General features: G+C 54.2%; 18 protein-coding genes. 7 read left to right on the top strand and 11 right to left on the bottom strand.

Annotation, left to right across the window (positions count from 1 at the left end; genetic code table 11):
* Nucleotides 1-117 precede the first annotated feature (117 nt).
* The gene (gene chaA, locus L2097_RS07940) at nt 118-1,218 is read left to right on the top strand and encodes a sodium-potassium/proton antiporter ChaA (protein WP_103279492.1); all 1,101 of its coding nucleotides are present in this window, start codon (nt 118-120) and stop codon (nt 1,216-1,218) included.
* 72 nt (nt 1,219-1,290) lie between these two features.
* Here chaA and kdsA read toward each other — a convergent pair whose 3' ends face one another.
* Genes kdsA through hemA form a run of 6 tightly spaced genes read right to left on the bottom strand, consistent with a single transcriptional unit; the run spans nt 1,291 to nt 6,609 of the window.
* Nucleotides 1,291-2,145 (bottom strand): 3-deoxy-8-phosphooctulonate synthase, encoded by an 855-nt coding sequence (gene kdsA, locus L2097_RS07945; protein WP_085006986.1) that lies wholly within the window; start codon nt 2,143-2,145, stop codon nt 1,291-1,293.
* 37 nt (nt 2,146-2,182) lie between these two features.
* On the bottom strand, nt 2,183-2,992 hold the full coding sequence (gene sirB1 / locus L2097_RS07950) for an invasion regulator SirB1 (protein WP_047370550.1): 810 nt from the start codon (nt 2,990-2,992) through the stop codon (nt 2,183-2,185).
* Nucleotides 2,993-2,995: 3 nt separating this feature from the next.
* Complete coding sequence (gene sirB2 / locus L2097_RS07955) at nt 2,996-3,388, bottom strand: invasion regulator SirB2 (RefSeq protein ID WP_085006987.1); 393 nt, start codon at nt 3,386-3,388, stop codon at nt 2,996-2,998.
* A gap of 6 nt (nt 3,389-3,394) precedes the next feature.
* Nucleotides 3,395-4,234: a peptide chain release factor N(5)-glutamine methyltransferase gene (gene prmC, locus L2097_RS07960; protein WP_047370552.1), complete on the bottom strand. Its 840-nt coding sequence runs from the start codon at nt 4,232-4,234 to the stop codon at nt 3,395-3,397.
* Nucleotides 4,234-5,316: a peptide chain release factor 1 gene (gene prfA, locus L2097_RS07965; RefSeq protein ID WP_085006989.1), complete on the bottom strand. Its 1,083-nt coding sequence runs from the start codon at nt 5,314-5,316 to the stop codon at nt 4,234-4,236. The genes prmC and prfA overlap by 1 nt, the downstream gene beginning before the upstream one ends.
* A gap of 36 nt (nt 5,317-5,352) precedes the next feature.
* A complete protein-coding gene (gene hemA / locus L2097_RS07970) occupies nt 5,353-6,609 on the bottom strand; it encodes a glutamyl-tRNA reductase (protein ID WP_103279496.1) in 1,257 nt (418 codons plus the stop codon).
* 201 nt (nt 6,610-6,810) lie between these two features.
* On the opposite strand from hemA, the gene lolB reads away from it, so the two are divergent.
* From lolB to dauA, 4 genes are all read left to right on the top strand, one after another.
* A complete protein-coding gene (gene lolB, locus L2097_RS07975) occupies nt 6,811-7,434 on the top strand; it encodes a lipoprotein insertase outer membrane protein LolB (RefSeq protein WP_047370555.1) in 624 nt (207 codons plus the stop codon).
* Nucleotides 7,434-8,300 (top strand): 4-(cytidine 5'-diphospho)-2-C-methyl-D-erythritol kinase, encoded by an 867-nt coding sequence (gene ispE, locus L2097_RS07980; protein WP_085006995.1) that lies wholly within the window; start codon nt 7,434-7,436, stop codon nt 8,298-8,300. The genes lolB and ispE overlap by 1 nt, the downstream gene beginning before the upstream one ends.
* Before the next feature lie 124 nt (nt 8,301-8,424).
* Nucleotides 8,425-9,372: a ribose-phosphate diphosphokinase gene (gene prs / locus L2097_RS07985; RefSeq protein WP_090085106.1), complete on the top strand. Its 948-nt coding sequence runs from the start codon at nt 8,425-8,427 to the stop codon at nt 9,370-9,372.
* Nucleotides 9,373-9,494: 122 nt separating this feature from the next.
* A complete protein-coding gene (dauA, locus tag L2097_RS07990; protein ID WP_071845882.1) occupies nt 9,495-11,174 on the top strand; it encodes a C4-dicarboxylic acid transporter DauA in 1,680 nt (559 codons plus the stop codon).
* Here dauA and L2097_RS07995 read toward each other — a convergent pair.
* Nucleotides 11,169-12,218: a MerR family transcriptional regulator gene (locus L2097_RS07995; protein WP_250352544.1), complete on the bottom strand. Its 1,050-nt coding sequence runs from the start codon at nt 12,216-12,218 to the stop codon at nt 11,169-11,171. The genes dauA and L2097_RS07995 overlap by 6 nt on opposite strands.
* A gap of 117 nt (nt 12,219-12,335) precedes the next feature.
* A complete protein-coding gene (gene ychH / locus L2097_RS08000; RefSeq protein ID WP_039079205.1) occupies nt 12,336-12,611 on the bottom strand; it encodes a stress-induced protein YchH in 276 nt (91 codons plus the stop codon).
* 273 nt (nt 12,612-12,884) lie between these two features.
* Here ychH and pth point away from each other — a divergent pair, with 273 nt between their 5' ends.
* On the top strand, nt 12,885-13,469 hold the full coding sequence (gene pth, locus L2097_RS08005) for an aminoacyl-tRNA hydrolase (protein ID WP_085006993.1): 585 nt from the start codon (nt 12,885-12,887) through the stop codon (nt 13,467-13,469).
* Nucleotides 13,470-13,595: 126 nt separating this feature from the next.
* Entirely contained in the window at nt 13,596-14,690 is a 1,095-nt protein-coding gene (gene ychF, locus L2097_RS08010) for a redox-regulated ATPase YchF (protein ID WP_039079207.1), read from the top strand.
* A gap of 342 nt (nt 14,691-15,032) precedes the next feature.
* Here ychF and L2097_RS08015 read toward each other — a convergent pair whose 3' ends face one another.
* From L2097_RS08015 to budA, 3 genes are read right to left on the bottom strand one after another with little or no spacing between them, the layout of a single operon-like run.
* Entirely contained in the window at nt 15,033-15,803 is a 771-nt protein-coding gene (locus L2097_RS08015) for a (S)-acetoin forming diacetyl reductase (RefSeq protein WP_250352545.1), read from the bottom strand.
* Nucleotides 15,804-15,823: 20 nt separating this feature from the next.
* Nucleotides 15,824-17,503 carry an acetolactate synthase AlsS gene (gene alsS / locus L2097_RS08020; protein ID WP_085007261.1) on the bottom strand — a complete coding sequence of 560 codons (1,680 nt, stop codon included), beginning with the start codon at nt 17,501-17,503 and terminating at the stop codon, nt 15,824-15,826.
* A gap of 13 nt (nt 17,504-17,516) precedes the next feature.
* On the bottom strand, nt 17,517-18,296 hold the full coding sequence (budA, locus tag L2097_RS08025) for an acetolactate decarboxylase (RefSeq protein WP_047370616.1): 780 nt from the start codon (nt 18,294-18,296) through the stop codon (nt 17,517-17,519).
* Nucleotides 18,297-18,300: the final 4 nt, after the last annotated feature.

The raw sequence follows: 18,300 nt of genomic DNA on the forward strand, positions 1-18,300 counted from the left end.
AAATCCTCATGACGTAAAAAAGCGTAAAAAAGGGATAATGGCAGAGGAATGTTTGTTATTTTATGCGGCCTGAATTTCTTTCTATAATTACAAATACCTGCTGGATGGAGATCAACAATGACTACAACGCACGAGGCGGTTAAAACCCGCCACAAGGAGACTTCGCTCATTTTCCCGGTTCTGGCACTGGCAGTGCTGCTTTTTTGGGGAAACAGTCAGTCGCTGCCAGTGATAATCGGAATGAACATTCTTGCCCTGGTGGGTATTCTTGCCAGCGCATTTAGCGTCGTTCGCCACGCCGATGTTCTGGCTCACCGTCTCGGTGAACCCTATGGCTCATTAATTTTGAGCCTTTCTGTCGTTATTCTTGAAGTGAGTCTAATTTCTGCGTTAATGGCCACCGGCGATGCTGCGCCAACGCTCATGCGCGACACACTTTATTCCATCATTATGATCGTTAGCGGTGGCTTGGTTGGCTTCTCGTTATTGCTGGGTGGGCGGAAATTTGCCACGCAATATGTGAACCTGTTCGGCATCAAACAATATATGATTGCCCTCTTCCCGCTGGCTATTATTGTGCTGGTCTTTCCGGTGGCCTTAGAGGGTGGCAATTTCACGACCGGACAATCATTGCTGGTCGCGCTTATTTCTGCCGCAATGTATGGTGTTTTCCTGCTGATTCAAACCAAAACCCATCAGAACCTGTTCGTCTATGAGCACGAAGATGAAAGCGACGATGATGACCCTCATCACGGTAAACCGTCGGCGCACAGCAGCGGCTGGCACACCGTCTGGCTGCTGGTCCATCTGATTGCCGTTATTGCGGTCACCAAGATGAATGCCCATCCGCTGGAAAATCTGCTGACGGAATTGAATGCACCGGTCGCCTTTACCGGCTTCCTGGTTGCGCTGTTGATTCTCTCGCCGGAAGGATTGGGTGCCCTGAAAGCGGTTTTAAATAATCAGGTGCAGCGCGCGATGAATCTGTTCTTCGGCTCCGTACTGGCAACTATTTCACTGACGGTGCCGGTTGTCACGCTGATTGCCTGGCTGACGGGAAATGAACTGATGTTTGGCCTGGGCAAACCGGAACTGGTGGTGATGCTGGCGTCATTGATGCTGTGCCATATTTCGTTCTCAACAGGGCGCACCAATGTGCTTAACGGTGCTGCGCATCTGGCGCTGTTTGCGGCCTATCTGATGACAATTTTTGCCTGATTTAAACAGGCTACAGTCTTCTCGCGTACCTTGCGCGAATAATAAAAAACCCGCCGAAGCGGGTTTTTTATCTTAGTTGCTGGTATCCAGTTCATCGAAGCTTTTCACCAGATCATCAATCGCTTTGATCTGTTTCAGGAACGGCTCCAGTTTATCCAGCGGCAGTGCGGACGGGCCATCGCATTTCGCGTTGGCTGGATCCGGGTGCGCCTCAATAAACAGACCGGCCAGGCCTGTCGCCATCCCCGCACGCGCAAGCTCAGCAACCTGGGCACGACGGCCACCCGACGCTGCGCCAAACGGGTCGCGGCACTGCAATGCGTGCGTCACATCGAAAATGACCGGCGAGTTGCCAGAGACGTTTTTCATTACGCTAAAGCCAAGCATATCAACCACAAGGTTGTCGTAACCGAAGTTGCTGCCACGGTCACACAGGATAACTTTGTCGTTACCGCCTTCATGGAATTTATCCACGATGTTACCCATCTGACCAGGGCTCACGAACTGCGGTTTTTTCACGTTAATGACGGCACCGGTTTTCGCCATGGCTTCGACCAGATCGGTCTGACGCGCCAGAAAAGCCGGCAACTGAATTACGTCAACCACATCAGCGACGGGCTGAGCCTGGCTGGCTTCGTGAACATCAGTGATCACTTTCACGCCGAAAGTCTGTTTCAGCTCCTGGAAAATTTTCATCCCTTCTTCCAGGCCCGGTCCACGATAAGACTTGATGGAGGAACGGTTGGCTTTGTCAAAAGAGGCTTTGAACACGTACGGAATACCCAGTTTCTGGGTAACGGTAACGTAGTGCTCACAAATACGCATGGCGAGGTCGCGGGACTCCAGCACGTTCATACCGCCAAACAGAACAAACGGCAGATCGTTCGCGACATTGATGTCGCCAATGCTAACCACTTTTTGTTTCATATAATTCCCTTATCAAGATTCAGTCTATTAATTCAGTTTAGTGCAGCGTAATTTGCTTGTGCGAAATGGTGTTAATTTGCGCACGGATCATCTCGCTAATGGGATCCTCAGGACACTGCTCTACGAAGTAATTCAGGTCGTGCAGCGCAACATGATCGCACTCGAGTTGCGCATAAATTAAACCACGATCGCGGATCTCATACGGGTCTTCCGGGTTAAACTGCAACAGGGCTTCACTGGCTCGCAAAGCCAGTTCCATCTGTTGCTCTTCCATTAATGCTGATTTCAATGTATCCAGCAGCTTACGAATGACTTCCGCGTTATCTGCTTCATCGAGATCCTCATTAAACAGCTCAGCAACAGGGCTGATATTACCCTTAAGCCAGACGTCCAGCGTATGCTCATCCAGCGTGTCGCCATTAAATGGATTGATCAGCCACATTTCCCCATCCAGCCACTCTGCGCGGAGAATGAGCTGCGTTGGGAAAATCACCGGCATCAACGGGATGTCAAGATGCCCGGCAACCCACAACAGAATGGCACCCAGCGACACCGCGCTACCCTGGCGGTTTTGCAGGACTTTATCCAGCCACAGCGCATCCGACAGACGGTACACACCGCGGGTGTCTTTAAAACCCCATTCGCCGTAAAACAGCTCAAGAAGTTTCTCCAGCTGCAAATCCTGCGGTTGAGCCTGACTTATTTCTTCACGCGCCAGACGGATCAGACGCTCAAGTTCGTCGTGCACGAACTGCGAGGGAAAATCATCACGAATCAATTCTGATATCAGGATCATCCCATCGCACAATGGTGCTTTGTTAAATTCGAAATCGGCTAACGACCGCATGTCTTACCCCAGTATCGGTATCTTTGTGGCGGCGAGTTTAATGATGATGTACAGCACCACCAGCCCCAGCAAAAACGCAATAAACCCCGTTTGCTGGCTGCGCGGACGATGTCGCCCCAGCGCAATGAAACCCAAAACGATGTAGATGATAACGCCAAACAGCTTTTCCGTCAGCCATGCGCCATTAGCAGTAAATGGGATATAGCGCGTTACCACGATAAGCCCGAGGCCGCTGAGCAATAGCAGCGTGTCCACTGCGTGAGGCACGATGCGCATCCAACGCGCCTGAACGCGGGGATTGCCCGTAAAATTCCACCAGTAACGCAGCACGAACAGGCTAATGGTCAGAATCACCGTGGTCAAATGCAGGCTAATCAGAAATGTATACGCACTCACGCCCTGTTACTCCTGTAGCGGCAGGCACCCGAGCGTCAGACGCTCGTTATCACCATAGTCCCGGCAGGTTTCCACCTGCACATATCCTTGATTGCCAAACAGCGCACGTACCGCTTCCCCCTGCTGCCAGCCATGTTCCAGTAACAGCCAGCCACCCGCGCGCAAAAAACGCCTTGATTGTGCGATTATCCACGCCAGGTCCGCAAGCCCTTCTTGTGCCGCAACCAATGCGGAACGCGGCTCGAAGCGTACATCACCCATAGCGAGATGAGGATCGTGCTCATCAATGTAAGGCGGATTGCTGACAATCAGATCGAAATGCTGCCCGGCAAGGGCGCTAAACCAGTCGCTGGTCAGAACCGTGACGTTCGATATGCCTAAATGTTCCGCGTTACGCAGGGCCAGCGCGACGGCATCGGGCATTACGTCGACCGCAGTGATCTGGCAATCCGGCCGTTCACTGGCCAGCGCCAGCGCGATAGCGCCGGTACCGGTCCCCAGATCGAGGATCCGGCACGGTTGTTCCGGCAGACGTTTCAGCGCCTGTTCAACCAGGCATTCGGTATCCGGGCGCGGGATCAACGTCGCAGGCGAGACAAATAGCGGTAAAGACCAGAATTCGCGAACGCCCACCAGATGTGCGACCGGTTCGCCCCGTTCACGACGGGCCAGCAGATCATCAAGCTGCTCACATTCTCTGTCTGAAAGCGCTGTTTCGCCGAAGGCAAGAATATAGGTGCGCGTTTTTCCGGTTACAAAGCCCAGTAAAATCTCCGCGTCCCGGCGCGGGCTTTCGCTGTGCGACAGTTGACTTATCGCGCGACGCAACCAGTGTTGATAATCCATCAATCCTGTCCGGCGAGCGCTGCCAGTTGGTCAGCCTGGTATTCCTGCACAATCGGCTCAATGAGCATATCCAGCTTGCCTTCCATCACTTCGTCCAGACGATAGACCGTCAGGTTGATACGATGATCGGTTACACGTCCCTGCGGGAAGTTATAGGTACGGTTACGATCGCTGCGATCGCCGCTCCCCAGCAGGTTTCGACGCGTTGAGGCTTCCGCCTGCTGGCGTTTAGCAATTTCCGCCGCGCGAATGCGCGAACCCAGAACAGCCAGCGCTTTGGCTTTGTTTTTATGCTGGGAACGTTCGTCCTGACACTCCACCACGATGCCTGTCGGCAAGTGGGTAATACGAATTGCGGAGTCGGTGGTGTTAACGTGCTGCCCACCGGCCCCGGATGAACGGAACGTATCGATGCGCAGATCGCTCGGGTTGATGTCCGGAAGCTCGGCCTCCGGCAGTTCAGGCATCACCGCAACGGTACAGGCAGAGGTATGGATTCGCCCCTGTGATTCGGTTGCCGGTACGCGCTGCACGCGATGACCGCCGGATTCAAATTTCAGACGTCCGTAAACGCCTTCACCACTCACTTTCGCGATGATCTCTTTATAGCCGCCATGCTCCCCCTCATTCGCGCTCATGATCTCAACGCGCCAGCGACGCGACTCGGCATAGCGGGTATACATACGGAACAGATCGCCTGCGAATAATGCCGCTTCATCGCCGCCGGTTCCGGCACGCACTTCAAGGAAGGCGCTGCGTTCATCATCAGGATCTTTAGGCAGAAGAAGAATTTGCAGTTGTTGTTCTAACTGTTCGCTTTTTTCTTTTGCTTCGCGTAACTCGTCCTGCGCCATATCGCGCATTTCCGGGTCATCAAGCATCATTTGTGCGGTTTCGATATCTTCCTGAATCTGTTGCCAGTCAGTAAAACAGCGCGATACGTCGCTTAGTTGCGCATACTCTCTGGATAAGGCGCGGAATCGCTCCTGATCGGCGATAGTTTGCGCGTCACCCAATAGCGCCTGAACTTCTTCATGACGCTCGTGTAGGGCTTCCAGTTTGGCAACGATAGAAGGCTTCATAGGCGTAAATGCACCCTGTTATTAGAGATTGTTGTGCTACTCCAGCCCGAGGCTGTTGCGCAGAATATGCAGGCGCTCATCATCCCCGTCACGGGCGGCCTGCTGAAGAGATTTGGTTGGTGCGTGGATCAGGCGATTGGTCAGTTTCCAGGCCAGATCCTGCATAATGGCCTGCGCGTCGCCACCCTGTTCAAGGGCGGCCAGCGCTTTGGCAGTCAATTCATCACGAATCTGCTCAGACTGGCTGCGGTAATCACGGATGGTCTCACTGGCGCTTTGCGCACGCAGCCAGGCCATAAATTCGCTTGTTTCCTGTTCGACAATGGTTTCAGCCCGCACCGCCGCCGCTTTTCGCTGCGCAAGATTGTGCTGAATAATGCTCTGTAAATCGTCAACACTGTACAGATAGGCGTTCGCCAGTTTACCCACTTCCGGTTCGACATCGCGAGGGACGGCGATATCCACCAAGAGCATCGGTTGGTTACGACGCGCCTTCATTGCCCGCTCGACCATCCCTTTACCAATGATTGGCAACGGGCTGGCGGTAGAGCTGATGACAATATCGGCATCTTTCAGGCGTGAATCGATATCACTGAGGGAAATCACTTCCGCCCCCACTTCATCAGCCAGAACCTGCGCACGTTCACGGGTACGGTTGGCGATGATCATATTCTGCACTTTATGCTCGCGCAGATGACGCGCCACCAGTTCGATGGTCTCCCCTGCGCCAACCAGCATCACGGTGACAGATGCGAGTGATTCAAAGATCTGCCGGGCCAGCGTACAGGCGGCAAACGCAACCGAGACCGCACTGGCGCCAATATCGGTTTCTGTGCGTACGCGTTTGGCGACCGAGAACGACTTCTGGAACATACGTTCGAGTTCACTGGCCTTCAGATGACCGCGGTTAGAATCAGCAAACGCTTTTTTCACCTGGCCGAGGATCTGCGGCTCACCCAATACAAGTGAGTCCAGCCCGCTCGCCACGCGCATTAAATGGCTGACGGCATCGTTATCGTGGTGCCAGTAAAGGCTGTTACGCAGTTCTTCTTCACTGATTTGATGGTAATCACACAGCCAGCGGATCAGCGATTCATGGAGGTTTTCCTGCCCTTCAACGCTTAAATAAAGCTCTGTGCGGTTACATGTCGACAACACCACCCCGCCCTGCACCATCGGCAGCGCTTGCAGGCTATCCAGCGCCTGGTCGAGCGTATCCGGCGAAAACGTAATACGTTCTCGCAGCGAAACGGGAGCCGTTTTGTGGTTGATGCCGAGCGCCAGAAGAGTCATGTGAGCAGGAATAGTACCAACGTTGATAAGGTTAGACTGTGCGCATCATACAGGATGCGCGAGGTCAATAAAAGAGAGCGCCCCCTTTTGGAGTAATCGGTAATTTAATGATTTAAGACAACTTGAACGTAGACGCTATCCCTGCCCGGCGCTAGCATTAAGAATATTTACTGCAACGCACCTCAAGGATTCGTCATCATTATGACTTTGCCGGATTTTCGCCTTATTCGTTTGCTGCCGCTGGCAAGCCTCGTACTCACTGCTTGTACCCTCAACGCGCCGAAAGGTCCGGGCCAGAGTCCGGATGCCCCCCAGTGGCGTCAACATCAGCAAGAAGTCAGCAAATTGAACCAGTTTCAGACGCGTGGCGCTTTCGCCTTCATCTCCGATGAGCAGAAAGTCTATGCTCGCTTTTTCTGGCAACAAACCGGGAAGGATCGCTATCGCCTGCTGCTGACAAACCCGTTGGGCAGCACAGAACTGGAGCTCAACGCCCAACCTGGCGCAGTGGAACTGGTCGACAATAAAGGCAAGCGTTATACCGCCACCGATGCGGAAGAGATGATTGGCAAACTGACCGGCATGCCGATTCCGCTTAACAGCCTGCGTCAGTGGATTCTGGGCCTGCCAGGCGACGCGACTGATTACAAGCTTGATGATCAGTATCGTCTGAGCGAGCTTAACTACAGCCAGGGGGGCAAAAACTGGAAAGTCGTCTACGGCGGTTATGATAGCGATACGAAGCCTGCTCTGCCCTCCAGTCTCGAGCTGAGCGACGGTGGTCAGCGTATTAAGCTCAAAATGGATAACTGGATTGCGAAATGATGATGCGCTTTCCCGCACCGGCGAAACTTAATCTGTTTTTGTACATCACCGGGCAACGGGCTGATGGTTATCATACGCTGCAAACCCTGTTTCAGTTTCTTGATTACGGTGACACTTTAGGCGTTGAACTGCGCACAGATGGCATTATTCGGTTGTTAACCCCTGTTGCAGGCGTGCCGGATGAAGAAAACCTGATCGTTCGTGCAGCCCGTTTGTTGATGCGAGAAGCGCAAAGGACGGGCCGTCTGCCAGAGGGCAGCGGCGCGGATATCCAGATCGACAAACGTCTGCCAATGGGGGGAGGACTGGGCGGCGGTTCCTCAAACGCGGCGACGGTGCTGGTGGCGCTTAACCATCTGTGGCATTGCGGTTTATCGGTTGATGAGCTGGCAGAGCTTGGATTGACACTGGGGGCGGATGTCCCGGTATTTGTCCGGGGTCACGCGGCGTTCGCGGAAGGCGTCGGCGAGATACTCACCCCAGTAGAACCCGAAGAAAAATGGTATCTGGTCGCCCATCCTGGTGTCAGTATTCCTACCCCGACCATTTTCAGCGATCCGGAACTGCCGAGAAATACGCCAAAACGGTCAATAGAAACGTTACTAAAATGTGAATTCAGCAACGATTGCGAGGTTATCGCAAGAAAACGTTTTCGTAAGGTTGATGAGGCGCTTACCTGGCTGCTAGAATACGCGCCGTCGCGCCTGACTGGCACAGGGGCCTGTGTTTTTGCTGAATTTGACACAGAGTCTGCTGCTCTTCAGGTGTTAGAGCAAGCCCCGGCATGGCTACACGGTTTTGTCGCACGAGGTGTAAACCTCTCGCCTCTGGCCAGCGCCCTCGCCGGGCAAGCTGAGTACCGGTGACAACGTCACTTGTTCCAGACGTTGCATCGCGCTCTTTAATACACCGCATGGATAGGATTATGTCTGAACCGCACATTTATGGCTTATTCTATCCACCAATGGACGCATGCCTGAGGTTCTTCTCGTGCCTGATATGAAGCTTTTTGCTGGTAACGCCACCCCGGAACTAGCACAACGTATTGCCAACCGCCTGTACACTTCTCTCGGCGACGCCGCTGTTGGTCGCTTTAGCGACGGCGAAGTCAGCGTACAAATTAATGAAAATGTACGCGGTGGTGATATTTTCATCATCCAGTCCACTTGTGCTCCAACGAACGACAACCTGATGGAATTGGTTGTTATGGTTGATGCCCTGCGCCGTGCTTCCGCAGGTCGTATTACCGCCGTTATTCCTTACTTTGGTTATGCTCGTCAGGACCGCCGCGTGCGCTCCGCACGTGTACCTATCACCGCAAAAGTTGTCGCGGATTTTCTCTCCAGCGTAGGCGTTGACCGCGTCCTCACCGTTGACCTGCACGCTGAGCAGATCCAGGGCTTCTTTGATGTGCCGGTTGATAACGTTTTTGGTAGTCCTATCCTGCTCGAAGATATGCTGCAACTCAATCTGGATAACCCTATCGTGGTTTCTCCGGACATTGGCGGCGTAGTTCGCGCTCGCGCTATCGCCAAACTGCTTAACGATACCGATATGGCTATCATTGATAAACGTCGTCCGCGTGCGAACGTTTCTCAGGTTATGCATATCATCGGTGACGTCGCAGGTCGCGACTGCGTGCTGGTTGACGACATGATTGACACCGGCGGTACGCTGTGTAAAGCAGCAGAAGCGCTGAAAGAACGTGGTGCTAAACGCGTATTTGCCTACGCGACTCACCCGATCTTCTCTGGCAATGCGGCAAATAACCTGCGCAATTCCGTTATCGATGAAGTGGTCGTTTGTGACACTATCCCGCTGACGGATGAAATCAAATCGCTGCCAAACGTGCGTACTTTGACCCTGTCTGGCATGCTGGCCGAAGCGATTCGTCGCATCAGCAACGAAGAATCCATTTCCGCAATGTTCGAACATTGATTGGAATCGGCACAAAGACCCGCTACGGCGGGTTTTTTTATTCCTGAGTTTTATTTGTATGACTAATAAATATTGAGCATGCAAATTTGTAATGGTGATATTTGACCAGGGATTAATCTTCTGTGAAAAGACTCTTTTCTCCACATGTGATGCCATTCAGCGCCATTATCGAAGCCTGCTGGAAGGAAAAATACAGCCTGGCGCGTTTTACGCGCGATCTCATTGCCGGCGTAACGGTTGGTATTATCGCCATTCCGCTAGCCATGGCGCTGGCGATTGGCAGCGGCGTTGCGCCGCAATACGGACTCTACACGGCGGCTGTCGCCGGCATCGTTATCGCACTGACCGGGGGGTCACGCTATAGTGTTTCCGGCCCTACCGCTGCTTTCGTCGTCATTCTCTATCCGGTATCGCAGCAATTTGGTCTCGGCGGGTTGCTGGTCGCGACATTAATGTCGGGGGTCTTTTTAATTCTGTTTGGCCTCGCGCGTTTTGGCCGCCTGATCGAATACATTCCCGTCTCTGTCACACTGGGATTTACGTCAGGTATCGGCATTACCATCGGTACCATGCAGATAAAAGATTTCCTCGGCTTGCAGGTTGCCCATATGCCGGAGCACTACCTGCAAAAAGTCGGTGCGCTGGCAATGGCGCTGCCGAGTATTAATGTCGGTGATGCCGCCATTGGCATCGTCACCCTCGGCACCCTGATTCTTTGGCCGCGCCTGCGCATTCGCCTGCCTGGGCATTTACCGGCACTGCTTGCCGGTTGTGCCGTCATGGCGGTGGTTAATCTGTTGGGCGGCCATGTCGCGACCATCGGTTCTCAGTTTCACTATGTTCTGGCGGACGGTTCCCAGGGCAACGGCATTCCACAATTGCTGCCACAGCTTGTTTTACCCTGGGATCTGCCTGGTTCGAGCTTTACCCTGAGCTGGGCCTCTCTGCAGGCGCTGCTGCCCGCCGCGTTCTCAATGGCATTACTGGGGGCTATTGAGTCTCTGCTCTGTGCGGTAGTGCTGGATGGCATGACCGGAACCCGCCATAAAGCCAATAGCGAATTAATAGGCCAGGGGCTGGGAAATATTGTCGCGCCCTTCTTTGGCGGCATCACTGCCACCGCCGCCATTGCCCGTTCAGCGGCTAACGTTCGCGCCGGGGCGTCATCGCCGGTATCAGCCATCATTCATGCGGTCCTGGTGATTCTTGCCCTGCTGGTGCTGGCGCCACTCCTCTCCTGGCTGCCGCTCTCCGCCATGGCCGCGCTGCTGCTGATGGTGGCCTGGAACATGAGCGAAGCGCATAAGGTGGTAAACCTGCTGCGCCGTGCGCCGACAGATGACATTATCGTCATGCTGATTTGTATGTCGCTGACTGTATTGTTCGATATGGTTATCGCCATTAGTGTGGGTATTGTTCTGGCGTCGCTATTGTTTATGCGTCGTATCGCGCGCATGACCCGTCTTTCGCCTGTTAATGTGGACGTGGCGGACGATATTCTGGTGTTACGCGTGATTGGTCCGCTGTTTTTCGCCGCTGCCGATGGCCTGTTCACGGAACTGGAGTCAAGAATTGCAGGCAAACGGGTAGTGATACTGAAATGGGATGCGGTGCCATTGCTTGATGCAGGTGGACTCGATGCCTTCCAGCGTTTTGTCAATCGCCTGCCGGAAGGCACCGAGTTGCGCGTCAGTAATCTGGAGTTTCAGCCGCTGCGCACCATGGCGCGGGCAGGCATCAAACCTATTCCTGGCCGTTTGTCGTTCTGGCCAAACCGTGACGCGGCGTTAGCGGATTTATGATGAACCCGATGCCCCGTAGCGCTTGCGCATCAGGGCATCTACCGCCTGCTGCAGCCATTGCAGCAGGTCTGGCGTTACCCAGGTTCCTTTCATTAGATGAGGTTCCTGCTGCATCGACAGGCGAAACTTCTGTTGGGTTTGCGGATCGGTTCCGGCGTAAGACTGGAATAACTCAAGCCATGTTTTTGCCAGCGACTGCGCCTCTTCTGACTGCGGGTCAAGCCCCTCGAGTGCCGCCTGGCGAACGCGAGTGACTAACGGCGGCCATTCCATCATTCGATCAAAATAGTGCGCACGGGTAAACGCCATCTCATCTGGCGTCAGATAGCGCTGCCAGATAGCCAGTTTGCTTTCGCCGAAACTGCGAGTGATGAAATTAATTGTCTCATCATCAATTCCGGTCTGCTCGCGCATTTGCGGCTCCACCAGGTGCATCTCATTGAGTCGGGTCAAGAACTCCGGCCTGCGCGCCGTATCTTCCTCCAGACGCGTCATCCAGCGCGTAGCCAGATTCATCGCCTTTTCATCATCAACCGGGCACCCCTGCGCCATCAGCGCTTTGGCTTCCGCCACCATTTTCGCCCATTCACGGCTGCGTTCCTCGTCATGAGCGGCAAACGGCAGCTCGCGCAATTCCTCGGCACTAAACCAACGATCGTACATATTCGTTAACTCCAGAGTCAGTAACCAGGACTCCAGGTCAGGTTCAGCCCCGCTTTCCATGCCACGCTGTAACATCAGCAGTTGCTTGCGCAACGTCTGGATAGTGCGCATTTGCGCATCAAGCAGGCTGATTTGTTCATCGAGCAGCACATGGAGCGGGCGCGTCTCCCGCGCCAGGTAATCCTTGATGGCTGCCAGTGCCATACCCGCCTTCGCCAGTACCTGAATCCTATGCAGGCGTTTGACGTCAGCGAGATTATATAAGCGGTAACCGGCAGCGCTTCGGGATGAAGGCGTAAGCAGTCCGATATGTTCGTAGTGGTGCAGTGTACGGACGGTGATCCCGGCACGACGTGCCAGTTCACCAGCTTGAATTAACATAACGGCTCCTTTTCTTCCCCTTGTCGGGCACTCTCGGGCCTAACGTTACGTAAGGGTCAAGAAAAAAGCCAAAAAAAACGGCTTCCCGAGGAAACCGCTTGCGTGTGATGTTATAGATTAGCTATGCCCGTGTCCGTCACGGCGGCAACGTTTGTCATAATGGCGAACCCACCAGTACTTATCACAGACCTGTTCATGGCCACCAATACGTGCGCCTGCAAGCCAGAGCACTGCTCCGACAAAAATGCTGAGAATTGCACCGTGGGCAAAGAACTGCGGCAGATTAAGCTGCGGCAACTGATTCAGGACAGAGTAACCCACGCCGACGACCATCACGACTAACCCCAGGCCCATAAGCACATTACCGAGTAACGAAGCGTTTTTGCGTTTCATGGTGTCACCTCCGGAACGATGGGTTGAAAGGGAATAACCCCAATGCTTGTGGGTAAAGTATAGACAGCGGGGGTTATGGCGATTGCGTGTACGATCACAATTACACATTTTAAGACCACAAATATTTACAAATAACCCACTGAACTACTTGTGTTTCTAATGGTTCAGACTGGTAATCATTGGCATTTTCGCCGTTTCGTCCTGAGAACTTTGTCATCATACGCCGCACGACGTAAACTACGCGCCAGATATTGACCTTGTCAGGAATAAAAAGTGACGATTAAACTGATTGTCGGGCTGGCAAACCCCGGCGCGGAATATGCCGCGACACGCCACAACGCAGGCGCATGGTATGTCGATTTGCTGGCTGAGCGTTTTCGTGCTCCGCTACGTGAAGAGCCGAAGTTTTTTGGTTATTCCTCACGGATTAATCTGGCGGGCGCGGATGTGCGGCTGCTGGTCCCTACCACCTTTATGAACCTCAGCGGTAAGGCCGTTGCCGCCATGGCAACGTTTTATCGCATCAACCCGGACGAAATCCTGGTTGCCCATGATGAACTGGACTTACCGCCGGGCGTGGCGAAATTCAAATTGGGCGGCGGTCATGGTGGTCACAACGGGTTAAAAGACATTATCAGTAAGCTTGGCAATAACCCGAATTTCCACCGTTTGCGCGTGGGAATTGGCCATCCGGGCGATAAAAACAAAGTTGTCGGTTTTGTACTGGGTAAACCGCCTGTTTCTGAACAGAAATTGATTGACGAAGCGGTAGATGAAGCGGCACGTTGCACGGAAATCTGGCTGAAAGACGGTCTGACGAAAGCAACTAACCGCTTGCATGCCTTTAAGGCCCAGTAACGCTTGCCATCTGCCATTTTTGCCACGCGATACAACGGTTACGTGTATAATAGGCAAAGTTATTAACTTTTATGCAATCTGTTTTCTATAACGGGTTGATTATTCAGAACTTAAGGTAATCACATCATGGGATTCAAATGCGGTATCGTTGGCCTGCCCAACGTAGGTAAATCCACCCTGTTCAACGCGCTCACCAAAGCCGGTATTGAAGCGGCTAACTTCCCGTTCTGTACTATTGAGCCGAACACCGGTGTCGTACCGATGCCCGATCCGCGTCTGGACAAGCTGGCGGAGATCGTCAAGCCACAACGTATTCTGCCAACCACGATGGAGTTTGTGGATATCGCCGGTCTGGTTAAAGGCGCATCCAAAGGTGAAGGCCTGGGTAACCAGTTCCTGACCAATATTCGCGAAACCGAAGCCATTGGTCATGTCGTCCGCTGCTTTGAGAACGACAATATCATTCACGTGAACAACAAAGTGGATCCGGCGGATGATATTGAGGTTATCAATACCGAACTGGCATTGTCTGATCTGGACACTTGTGAGCGCGCTATTCATCGCGTACAGAAAAAAGCCAAAGGCGGCGATAAAGACGCAAAAGCAGAACTGGCTGCGCTGGAAAAATGCCTGCCGCAACTGGAAAACGCAGGCATGCTGCGTGCCCTGAAAAACCTGACGGAAGAAGACAAAGCCGCGATTAAATACCTGAGCTTCCTGACGCTCAAGCCGACCATGTACATCGCGAACGTTAATGAAGACGGTTTTGAAAATAACCCCTATCTCGATAAAGTACGCGAAATCGCCGATGCCGAAGGTTCTGTTGTTGTAGCGGTGTGTGCGGCGGTTGAGTCTGATATCGCTGAGCTGGACGACGCGGACCGCGAAGAATTTATGGCCGAACTGGGCATTGAAGAGCCGGGTCTGAACCGCGTTATTCGCGCCGGTTATCAGTTGCTGAACCTGCAAACGTACTTCACTGCGGGCGTGAAAGAAGTGCGCGCATGGACTATCCCGGTTGGCGCAACGGCGCCTCAGGCCGCAGGTAAGATCCACACAGACTTCGAAAAAGGCTTTATCCGTGCGCAAACCATCGCTTATGAAGACTTTATCACCTACAAAGGTGAGCAAGGAGCGAAGGAAGCGGGCAAAATGCGTGCTGAAGGTAAGGATTACATCGTAAAAGATGGCGATGTGATGAACTTCCTGTTCAACGTCTAAATTAGTTTTGTCGTCTCATGAGTTTTCATAACATCTCATAAAGCTCACAAAACCCACTAAAATCCACGCCATTGCGTGGATTTTTCTTTTTGTCTATAAAAAGCCCCTGCAAGGGTGCAGGGGAAAACGCATGTCAGAGCGTTTACTCTTACTTATTCGGGTTGCCTGAACGTGGCGACGCAGCGAAGCCAGGTTGCATACAAAAGTACGTGACCGGGGTGAGCGAGGACAAACGGGTTATTCCAGTTTGAACAACGCTTGCGCAAGTCCCGACGGGGCAAGCTCACAGACCGCGTCAAATCAACGCACAGGCAACATGAAGTATGACGGGTATATTAGAATTTAATTGAACACCATCCCACCATCGATGAGCAGAGACTGGCCGGTCATGTAATCGGAGTCTGGCCCTGCAAGGTACGAGACGCAGGCGGCTACATCTTCCGGTTCGGATAAGCGGCCAAGCGTAATGCGTTTGGCAAAGGTTTCAGTCCCGTAGCCGAGCGGTTTACCTGCCGCCTCAGAGACCTGACGGTCGATTTCCGCCCACATAGGCGTTTTCACAATCCCCGGGCAGTAGGCGTTAACGGTGATCCCCAACGGGGCAAGATCCCGTGCGGCGGTCTGGGTTAAGCCGCGCACCGCGAATTTACTTGAACTGTAGACGGCCAGTTCCGGGTTGCCGGTGTGGCCTGCCTGGGAGCAGGCATTGATGATCTTGCCGCCGTGCCCCTCTTTGCGAAACGCCTCAATCGCCGCCTGAATCCCCCAGATCACCCCTTTCACGTTGATGTTATAAACTTTGTCGACAATCTCCGGGGTGATGGATTCGATGGGCGTAGAGGGTGCGATCCCGGCGTTATTGACGATAACGTGGAAGCCGCCCAGCGCGTTGCGGGCTTTTTCTACCGCCGCAAACACCTGCTCGCGGTCAGAGACATCCACCTTCACGGCCACGGCATGGCCGCCGTTATGGATAATTTCATCGGCAACGGCCTTCGCCGTCGCATCGTTATAGTCGGCAATGGCGACGGCAAAGCCATCTTTCACCAGGCGAAGCGCTATTGCTTTACCAATCCCCTGGCCTGAGCCGGTTACGAGAGCCACTTTTTGCATTTTTCTGTCCTTATAGTAAGTCATAAAATCTGGCTGAGATGGAGCTGGCCCATCAGCAGCGGGTTATCGCTATAGTCAACGGGAATGGCCACCACGGCCGGGCCATCGACCTCCATCGCCGCACGTAGTGTGGGCTCGAGCGCATCGGCGCTCTCCACGGCAAAACCTTTCGCGCCAAAGGCGTCGGCGTACACTTTGAAATCGACCGGACCGAACTCTACGCCGGAAAGTCGCTGGTATTTTTTCTCTTCCTGGATTGCCACCATGTTGTAGGCGTTATCCACCCAGATGATATGCAGCACGTTGGCGTTAAGACGCACCGCGGTTTCCAGCTCCATGCTCGACTGCAGGAAGCCGCCGTCGCCGGAGACAGAAACCACCTTGCGCCCCGGATTCACCAGCCAGGCGCCAATCGCCCATGGCAGCGCGACGCCCATGGTCTGTTGACCGTTGGAGATCATCATCTGACGCGCCCTGAAGCTGTAGAGATAGCGGGCAATCCAGATATGGAAGCTGCCCATATCCACGGTGAGCGTTACGTCGTTATTCACGATGTCCTGCATGGCCCGCACGATACGCAACGGATGCAGGGCAAACTGGTTGAGCGAGGCGCCACGGCGATCGAGCAGATCCCGCTGATGCTGGCGATCGACCAGGATTTCTGACGCGCGCTGGCTGAGTTCCAGTTTGTGGTTAATCCGGCTGGCAAGCTGGTTCAGCGTGGCGGCGATATCCCCCACCAGCTCGATGTCAGGCACATAATTGCGCTCTTCATACGCGGGCAGCACATCAATGTGCACCAGCGTGGCATCGCCGCTGTTCCACATGGACGGCTCATACTCAACGGGGCTGTAGCCAATACAGATGATCAGGTCCGCCAGGTGCAGCAGCCGGTCGCCCGCCTGATTATTAAAGAGGCCGACGCGCCCGGCGAAGCGGGTGAAGTGCTCCTGGTTCACTGCCCCGGCGGCCTGATAGGTGCTGGTAACCGGAATACGGCTTTTCTCCAGCAGCTTACGCAGCGCCGTGCTGTTGGCAGGCTGACTCGCCATCAGCCCCAGCAGGATGACCGGATTTTTAGCATTCTCGATGAGCCTCACCACATCGTTAATCACCGATTCGGGTGCCGGGCCCATTATCGCCGGGCCGCTGGCAGGCAAAATGGTGCCTGTGGCGGGCTGGTCGACAATATCCTGCGGCAGGCTGACAAACGCGCTCCCCGGTCTGCCTTGCTCGGCGGCACGAAACGCGTTGGAGATAACCTCGGCAATCGAGTCCGGGGAACTGACCTCGACAGCATATTTGGTGACCGGGCTGAACATCGCAACCGTATCCATGCTTTGATGCACCAGTTTCGCTTTATCCGCCCGCTTCACCGCCCCGCCCAGCGCCACAACCGGGTCGCCTTCGCTGTTGGCGGTGGCAATGCCGGTGATCAGGTTTGAACAGCCAGGTCCGGAGGTGACCAGCGCCACCCCGGCTTTGCCAGTCAACCGCCCTACCGCTGCCGCCATAAAGGCTGCGTTCGCCTCGTGGCGCACGGGGATGATCTCAATGGAGGAGTCCAGCAGGGAATCAAAGACTTTGTCGATTTTCGCACCCGGAATACCGAAAACCTGCTTCACGCCCTGCGCTTCCAGTTGGCCGACAACCATATCGGCGCCGTGCGCCCACTGGCGAGCCTGTTTATCACTGTTCACGGTGGTTCTCCTGTTAGTTTTCAACGGAACGAATCGCTGCATCCAGATTGCTGGGGTGAAGGTTGGCCTGTAAAAACGCGCTATCGGCGGGCAGGTCAATCATCAGCTTGTGAATTTCACCGAAGGTGAGCATGCCGTTCTCCAGCTGGTAGTCGAGCAGATGGCCCCCACCCTGACGATCGTCAGTGATGAAATGTTCGTGATAGCCGGCCACGTTAATCCCCTGCATATGCTGCGGCGTGCGGAATCCGACCAGCACCCCTTCGCGCTGGTTAAAGCGGAACACCGGTTGGTCGTCCAGGACGTCGGTCATCGCCCGGTACGGCGGCGTCTGGCGCGGTACCGTGCGGGTGTGGGCGTGGCGGAAGTTGCCGTCGATACGCAACGCGCAGAACAGGTTATCGGAGGGGATTTGCTGGTCGATCACCTCGTGGATCTGCTGCCGGCTGACCGGTGTATCGAAGGTTTTGCGATACTGCGGCTGGAACCAGGTCATCACCGCAAACGGCGTTTTCTGCTCTGGCTTCGCGGCGCGGGCGCTACCGTCGGCGCGCAACTGGTACACCTGGCTGCTAAAGGCAATCAGTTCGCCGTCCAGCTCGTTAAAGGTGCCCAGACCAAAATCACCTTGCGCCAGTAAATCGGCGACGGTGGTGTCTCCCTCGTATACGCCGCTTAACAGGGCGCTCATTAGCGATGTCTGATAGATCACGCTGTCAGGGTGCCGGGCAGAGAACCCACGTACGGTCTCGCACAGGCTGGCCTCACAGTCGCATGCCGATGAATGCATCATTATG

Origin of the sequence: Citrobacter sp. MNAZ 1397 (assembly GCF_023613995.1) — a bacterium.
In the GTDB taxonomy this organism is placed as follows: Bacteria; Pseudomonadota; Gammaproteobacteria; order Enterobacterales; family Enterobacteriaceae; genus Phytobacter; species Phytobacter ursingii.